6 protein-coding genes and 1 pseudogene are annotated in these 7,140 nt (G+C 58.9%); all 7 read left to right on the top strand.

Annotation, left to right across the window (positions count from 1 at the left end; genetic code table 11):
* Positions 1 to 8 precede the first annotated feature (8 nt).
* Positions 9 to 1,256 carry a CaiB/BaiF CoA transferase family protein gene (locus F6X39_RS10480; RefSeq protein ID WP_187616555.1) on the top strand — a complete coding sequence of 416 codons (1,248 nt, stop codon included), beginning with the start codon at positions 9 to 11 and terminating at the stop codon, positions 1,254 to 1,256.
* The gene (locus F6X39_RS10485) at positions 1,253 to 2,836 is read left to right on the top strand and encodes an alpha/beta fold hydrolase (protein ID WP_187616556.1); all 1,584 of its coding nucleotides are present in this window, start codon (positions 1,253 to 1,255) and stop codon (positions 2,834 to 2,836) included. The genes F6X39_RS10480 and F6X39_RS10485 overlap by 4 nt, the downstream gene beginning before the upstream one ends.
* Entirely contained in the window at positions 2,824 to 3,477 is a 654-nt protein-coding gene (locus F6X39_RS10490) for an SRPBCC family protein (RefSeq protein ID WP_187616557.1), read from the top strand. The genes F6X39_RS10485 and F6X39_RS10490 overlap by 13 nt, the downstream gene beginning before the upstream one ends.
* Before the next feature lie 149 nt (positions 3,478 to 3,626).
* Positions 3,627 to 4,913, top strand: coding sequence for an MFS transporter (locus F6X39_RS10495; RefSeq protein WP_187616558.1), 1,287 nt, complete (start codon positions 3,627 to 3,629; stop codon positions 4,911 to 4,913).
* A gap of 158 nt (positions 4,914 to 5,071) precedes the next feature.
* Complete coding sequence (locus tag F6X39_RS10500) at positions 5,072 to 6,217, top strand: porin (RefSeq protein WP_187616559.1); 1,146 nt, start codon at positions 5,072 to 5,074, stop codon at positions 6,215 to 6,217.
* Between the two features lie 28 nt (positions 6,218 to 6,245).
* A complete protein-coding gene (locus F6X39_RS10505; RefSeq protein ID WP_187616560.1) occupies positions 6,246 to 6,626 on the top strand; it encodes a BON domain-containing protein in 381 nt (126 codons plus the stop codon).
* A gap of 52 nt (positions 6,627 to 6,678) precedes the next feature.
* Positions 6,679 to 7,014, top strand: a pseudogene (locus tag F6X39_RS10510) (XdhC family protein); the annotation flags it as partial.
* Positions 7,015 to 7,140: the final 126 nt, after the last annotated feature.

Here is a 7,140-nt window from a genome sequence, read left to right on the forward strand (position 1 = left end):
ATAACGATATGGACTCTGGAAAAACTGGTCCACTGAGCGGTGTGAGGGTTCTAGACCTCACGCAGTTCCTGTCGGGCCCCTTCGGAACGCAAATCCTCGGTGACCTCGGCGCTGAGATCGTCAAAATTGAGCCGCCGGGCGGCGAGCTCGCGCGCGGCGTACCCCCCCATTTCGTCGAGGGGGACAGCGCTTACTATCTCGCAGTCAATCGCAACAAGAAGAGTGTTGTCATTGACCTCAAGACGGAGAAGGGAGCCGAACTCGTTCGGGAGCTGGCCGCGCATTTCGATGTCCTTGTAGAAAACAATCGCCCGGGTGTGATGGAGCGGCTCGGACTTGGCGAGGCGGAACTTCGCACGCGCAATCCGCGGCTCGTCTATTGCAGTATCAGCGGGTTCGGACAGACGGGCCCGGACAGGGATCTACCCGCTTACGACATGATCGTGCAGGCGATGTCGGGGGGCATGAGTCTGACCGGGGAGCCTGGCAGGGCGCCCGTTCGCGCCGGCATTCCGATCGGCGACCTGGCGGCCGGCATGTATGGCGTGATGGGCATTCTCGCTGCGCTGGTCGAGCGCCAAACTTCTGGCGAAGGACGGTTCGTCGATGTGTCGATGCTCGACGCGCAAATCGCGATGCTTTGTTATCAAGGTGCCTATTACCTGATGTCGGGCGAAGTGCCGGAACCGCAGGGACGAGGCCACGATTCGATACCGACCTACCGCGCGTTCGAATGTGGCGACGGTGTTTCACTGGTCGTGACCGCCAATACCGAACGTATGTGGGCGGACCTGTGCAAGGCAGTCGGTTTGCCACATCTCGTCCACGACCCGCGATTCAAGGATCCGGCCGAACGCCTGGCAAACAAGGTGGCGCTATGGGAAACACTGGAGGCGCGCTTCCGGTCCGAACCAGCGCAGAGTTGGCTCGATTCGCTGAATTCAGCCTCGATTCCGGCCGCTCTGGTCAAGACGGTGGATAAAGCACTGAATGCCTCTCAGGTCGCGCATCGAGACATGGTCGTCGAGCTTCGCAGTCGAGCGGGATCTCATGTTCGCGTGCCCGGCAATCCAATCAAGTTTGATGACCCGAGCCATGACGATGGGAGTTACCCACCCCATTTGGGGGAGCACACGAACGCCGTACTCGGGAAGTACATCGGCCTTGATGCCGAGGCACTGAGGACACTTCAGAATCAGGGGGTTGTTCGGCAGTTTGCACCAGGCATGCCATCACCCGGGGTGAAATCGCGATGAACGAGGAGATCGGCATGCATGAAAATCTTCTGCTGAAGATGAAGGGTAATGTTCTGCATATCGCCCTGAACAGTGCTGACGGCAGGAATGAACTGGATGATGCAATGATGCGAGCGCTCACGCAGGTGATCAGCGATCCTCCCGAGAGCACCGTCGCCATCGTTTTGTCCGGGGAGGGCGAGAACTTCTGTGGAGGGCGAGCCGCATCGCCACCGCCGGCGCTTTCCCCAACGGAAGATCCACGCCCCGCAATCAAGGCACGGGGTGCGGCGCCCATTCTCGCACTTTATGAGGCAATCCGTTCGAGTGCGGTACCTGTTGCCTGTTTCGTCAAAGGGCTCGCTTCGGGTATGGGTTGCGCAATCGTTGCAGCGAGCGACTATGCGGTCGCCGAAGTGCGTAGCCAGTTCGAGGCTGATGAACTCGCGAAGCAGTTTGCTCCTGCACTGTTGATGTCCGTTCTCGTCGCGCGTGTCCATGTCAAAGCGATTTCGCGTCTGGTTCTAACGGGCCAGCCCATCGACGCGGCGACCGCTCTGGACTATGGGCTGATCGGCGAAATTGTCGCTCCTTGGGAACTGGACAAAGCGCTGGACGATTTCATCGCCTTCATGAACAGCCGGGCTCCGCAGGCATTACGCGGAGTCAAGACCTTCCTGCGCGAGTCGCCCGGTCTGCATTCGCCAAAGCTTGCCACGCTTGCTGCCGACGTTCTGGCGGAATCGATTGCGGCGCGCCTCGACGTGACAGCGCCGTTCGTGCCGTCCCACGAGAAGCGGTTTCTGACCGTCGACGGCGAACGCATTGCCTATATTGACGTCGGCAATGGGCCCGCGGTCGTTTTGCTGCACAGTCTCGGCACATCGAGCGCGCTGTGGGACGACATTCTGCCCGCACTCACCGCGAAATATAGAGTCGTGGCGATAGATGCCCGAGGTCATGGCGACTCGACGAAGCGAAGCGCGTGGAATCCGGACGCTGTTGCCGACGACGTTGTCGCAGTGGCGGAGGCCATCGGCCTCGATTGTTTTGGCCTGGTGGGCATCTCGATGGGGGGGCTGACAGCGGTACGCGTTGCCGCGAAGTTGGGTCGACGCGTTGCTGTCATGGTCTTGTCGAGCGCATACGCAGGCGTTTCAGGACCCGCGGTGGAAAAGCGGTTCGCCGCAGCCGAAGGGATGTTGAAAAAGCTGCCTATGCATCTCTTTGCGCGCATGTCCGTGGAGCAGACCCTCCACAGGAACACCGCCTATGCGAAACGGGAACGGCTTGCCCAGCAGATTGCGGCCGTGGCTTCAACGGATTACCTGGAAATATTGCGCGCCATTTCCACGGATGACGTGTCTGGTCTTTTGCGCGACATCGAGGTGCCGACGCTCGTGCTGAACGCCGAACTGGACATGAGCATACCCAGAGCAGTATCGGCGAAGTTGGCACAAGGGATCCCTGGCGCGAAGGAACGAACGCTGGGCGCTGCCGCTCACCTCGCATGTGTCGATACGCCCGATGCGTACGCGGAAGTTTTATTAGGCTTGTTTGAGAAATACACGGATGAAGGTGGGGAAGCATGGAAATCGTAAATCGCTTTTCGGTCGACTCGACTATCGAGAATACCTGGAAGGCACTACTCGACGTGCCGCTGGTCGTGTCCTGCTTTCCCGGTGCGACGCTGACTGACACACTCGGCAAGGATTCGTATAAGGGGCTGATTCGCATCAAGCTGGGTCCCATCGCGATGGAATTCGCCGGCACGGTCACATTGAGCGCACCGTTGGGAGACGCGTATACGGCGACTGTCACCGCCACATGGCAGGAGACCAAAAACCGGGGATCAGCCACTACGGTGACGACGTTTTCTCTATCGCGACTCAGTGACGTCGCCGGCACTCAGGTCGACGTCCACACCACTGTGAAGATGGCGGGGCAGGTGGCGCAGTATGGCCGCGGGGTTGGAATCATCAACGCCGTATCGGAACAGATGGTCCGTCAATTCGCGGCAAATTTGCTGAAGGAACTCGCGGATCGTCCGGCTGCTACAGAGGCATCCTTAGCCAGCGCGGACGCGTTCGCCTCATCGTCCACTGGAGAAAAAAGACCCGTGGCGGCAAGACGCAGCGACAACACTGCGGGCTCAACGAACGAGATTTCGGTGCTCGGCTTGGTGTGGGCAACGGTGGTTGCAAAATGCAGGCAGTGGTTTGCCAGCGCGCATTCATCATAGTTCTCTTCGTTGATTTTTCTTTTCAATTTGGTCGGGTTGGCAAAAGGCAGCAGCTTCTACTGAGCCTTGCGATGCACGGCACACGATGGCATCGAAGTGTTGGCGAGTGCTTCCATAATTATAAGTAGTACAACGAAGGAGATGAGCAGATGGAGACGAACTCGACTCCGTTCGAGTCGACAGACCGCGGGAGCAATGTCGGTGCTTCTGTCGTGGGCAAGGCAGCCTGGATTGTGCTTGCGTCCGCGTTTATAGGGTGGATGTTCGATGCGATGGATCTCTACCTTTTCACCATGATCATGGTGCCGGCCCTTCACGACCTGCTCGGGCCTTCACAAGGCAGCGCCCTGCAGATCGGAGCGCTCATTGTCGGCGCGAAACTGGTTTGCTGGGGCATCGGCGGCATTCTGTTTGGCGTCCTGGCCGACCGATTTGGGCGAGCTCGAGTCATGCTCGGCACGATGCTGATCTACTCGGTATTCACGGCAGCCGGTGCCTTAGCGCAGGACTGGCATCAACTCCTCGCGTTTCAGATGCTGGCGGGTTTTGGAATAGGGGGGGAATGGGCCGCTGGCGCCGCGCTTGTCGTGGAGACCTGGCCGGAAAAACACAGGGCGAAGGCTGTCCAGGTCATGCAGGTTGCCAATGTGGTAGGGCTGATTGCCGCGTCCGCGATTGCGATCCTTCTGTCAGGTGCTGGATGGCGTTGGGTGCTTGGCGTGGGGGCGGTACCGGCAGTCGCGAGCCTTGGCCTGCGGTTCATCACACCGGAATCGGCTAGTTGGGAGCAGTCGCGTGCGACCGGAATTCGTCACGCAGGTCCGAGAATGGGCTCGATCTCCGAGATATTTGGCCGTCAGTTGCGTCGTCGAACCCTGGTGGGCACACTCATTGCCTCGGCAATGATGATCGGTAGCTGGGGGGCATCCATCCTGTTTCCCGCATTGCTGAGAGAGTTCTTCCCATCCGCTGGCAATGCGGAATTCACGAGGCAGACGGGCATCGCGTTCATGGCGACCAACGTCGGCGCGGTACTTGGATTCGCTTCGATTCTGCTCCTCGTCACTTTGATACCGCGTATCTCCAGACGGACCGTCTATGCGGTGTTTTGCGCAGGCGCCTGGATTGCAGGAGTTGCACTTTTTGGCGGTGCGAAAACACTGGGGACGTTTTATGTCGCGATGCTTGGATTCGGCTTTTTCGGATTGGGGGGATTTGGGATAGTCGCGCTGTATCTGACTGAGCTTTTTCCGCTCCATGTTCGCGCCACGGGCCAAGGCTTCGCCTGGAATATGGCACGTCTGTTCACCGCGCTTGGACCGTTGATCGTGTCGTCTGCGTCGGCAAATCTGGGATTTCGTGTGGTGGGAATCGCTCTCGCAACCGTATTCGGAATGGGACTGGCCGCTATATTTTTTGGCCCGGAAACTGGCTGAAAAGACGACGCGGAAATTCGAAGCGCGCCGCTCAACAAGCTTCGTGGATACCGATTAGTGAATGCGCATGATCGTGGATCGGCAATTCGCACGCACTGCGGCCCTTGCGGTGACCACGCTGGGCCCATCCGGCGAAAAACTACAACATTGGAGACAACATGAATTTGAAAGTGATCGTCGCCTCGACGCTCGTTGCTTGGGCGGTCGCGGCACACGCGCAATCATCGGTGACGCTGTATGGCGCCATCGACACCGGATTGCTGTATCAAAGTGCGAATGCGCCCAATTTCCAGTCGAAAGTGAATCTCGGGCACGTGTACGAACTCAAGGACGCGGGGATTTTCACCAGCTTCTGGGGGCTCAAGGGTGCCGAAGACATCGGAGGCGGTTACAAGGTCAACTTCAGGCTTCAGGGGGCATTCACCAGCACCAATGGGAAGTTCGGGCTGTCCGACACGCCCGGCTCCAGCGCAATCTTCAGCCAGCAAGCGACGTTGGGCATCTCAGGTCCTTTCGGCTCGATCGACGCGGGCCGTCAGTTCGTGCCGATGATATTTGCGATGGCCGACACCGACGTACGGGGTGCGCAATTCTTCGGCAGTATCCTCACCGCATGGCTTGGCATGAATCAGGCTGCAGGCTGGCAGGGCACCAGTACAAACGGAGCAATCGGTGCGTTGTACGACTCCAATGCGATTGTTTACCAGTCGCCGAAGTTTCACGGTTTATCGCTCGGTGTCGAGTACGCTCCTGGTGGCGTCGCAGGTCAATTCCAGGGCGGCACGCGCGAGTCTGTCGTGCTCCGGTATTCGAACTACGGCCTGAACCTCTCGGCTGTCTACTACAACGGTCACGACACCAATCCGTTCACGACGACGGCCACCGGCGCGATCATCACGGCGCCATCCACGGGGCTCAATAACAACCGCTTCTACTATTTCGGCGCGATGTACACGTTCCACGACCTGTCAGTGTCGACGTCGTACAGCATCGGCAGGAATCCGGCAAACAGCGGTCAAGTCGACTTCGAGATGATTTCCGGGGGGCTCGGCTACAAGTTCACTCCTTTTCTCAAGCTCACCTCGGGCTTTTATTACCTGAAGGATCGCAACGTTTCATCCAATCAATCGGATTTGTACGCGGTGGGTGCCGAATACAGCTTATCCAAGACCACCATCGCCTACGTGCAGGTTGGCCATGTCAATAACCGGGGCAAGATGAGTCAGACGGTCGCCTATGGCGCGCCGGTTCCTGAGGGTACCTCGAGCACCGCGGCGATGATCGGCATCCGCCACACCTTCTGATCCCGCCACGGCGGAGCTGGAGCATTCAATGAAGAAGAGCAGAGCACGAAAGATCGCTGTTGGGTTACTGGTCGGATCAACATCCATCCACGTCTGGGCGCAAGCCAGCGAGAGCGAAGCGCACAGCGTGTCGGTAGGGACAGTGACCGAAGCTTCTGACAGTTTGACCGCGAAGAGTAACCGGAAGGACAATTTTGCGCTGCGTCGCAAGGTCTACGCGGCGATCGCGCAACACAAGGAAATCAATGCCGGCAATATCAGCGTGATCGTGAGGCGTGGCGCGGTGACGCTCGACGGGACGGTGGCGGATGCCTCCCAGGTCGGCGAGGCGACGGAGATCACGAGGGGCGTTCCCGGCGTGACGTCCGTGACCAACAGGCTGACGGTCAAAAAGCCGTTCGGCAGCTAGTAGGTGCGCAGGCATGACGATGTTTGACCACGTGCCGAAGGAAAATGTGAGCATGAACAGTATCGATTTCGAGGTGCTGGAAGCTGCGATGCGCTGGCTCGATGCAGGCCACCGCATGCTGCTCGTGACGGTGGTGAAGACATGGGGTTCGTCGCCTCGCCCGGAGGGGGCGATGCTTGTCCTGCGCGACGACGGTGACGTGGTGGGCTCCATTTCGGGCGGCTGCATTGAAGATGACCTGATCGACCGGGTGCGTCGGTACGGCGTCGCGCAAAGGACACCGGAAGTGGTGGAATATGGCATTAGCGCCGAGGAGGCGCGTCGCTTCGGGTTGCCTTGCGGCGGCACGATGCAACTCGTGCTCGAACCGATTACGCGGCAAAGTGGCTAACCAGTGCATAAATAAGCGAACATAAATCGACGCCATGGTCTAAGCTTTAAAGGGCTTAGGGAGAGGCGAGATGCGCGAGGACGACGGCCGGCAGCTTTCACATGCAACGCTTGAAGAGATCCG

The sequence above is a fragment of the Paraburkholderia sp. UCT2 genome, from assembly GCF_014397665.1.
Lineage (GTDB): Bacteria > Pseudomonadota > Gammaproteobacteria > Burkholderiales > Burkholderiaceae > Paraburkholderia > Paraburkholderia tuberum.

Excerpts from the sequence above, each read along its gene's own strand:
- F6X39_RS10480 (WP_187616555.1), top strand. The coding sequence starts at position 9 with ATGGACTCTGGAAAAACTGGTCCACTGAGCGGTGTGAGGGTTCTAGAC.
- F6X39_RS10485 (WP_187616556.1), top strand. The coding sequence starts at position 1,253 with ATGAACGAGGAGATCGGCATGCATGAAAATCTTCTGCTGAAGATGAAG.
- F6X39_RS10490 (WP_187616557.1), top strand. The coding sequence starts at position 2,824 with ATGGAAATCGTAAATCGCTTTTCGGTCGACTCGACTATCGAGAATACC.
- F6X39_RS10495 (WP_187616558.1), top strand. The coding sequence starts at position 3,627 with ATGGAGACGAACTCGACTCCGTTCGAGTCGACAGACCGCGGGAGCAAT.
- F6X39_RS10500 (WP_187616559.1), top strand. The coding sequence starts at position 5,072 with ATGAATTTGAAAGTGATCGTCGCCTCGACGCTCGTTGCTTGGGCGGTC.
- F6X39_RS10505 (WP_187616560.1), top strand. The coding sequence starts at position 6,246 with ATGAAGAAGAGCAGAGCACGAAAGATCGCTGTTGGGTTACTGGTCGGA.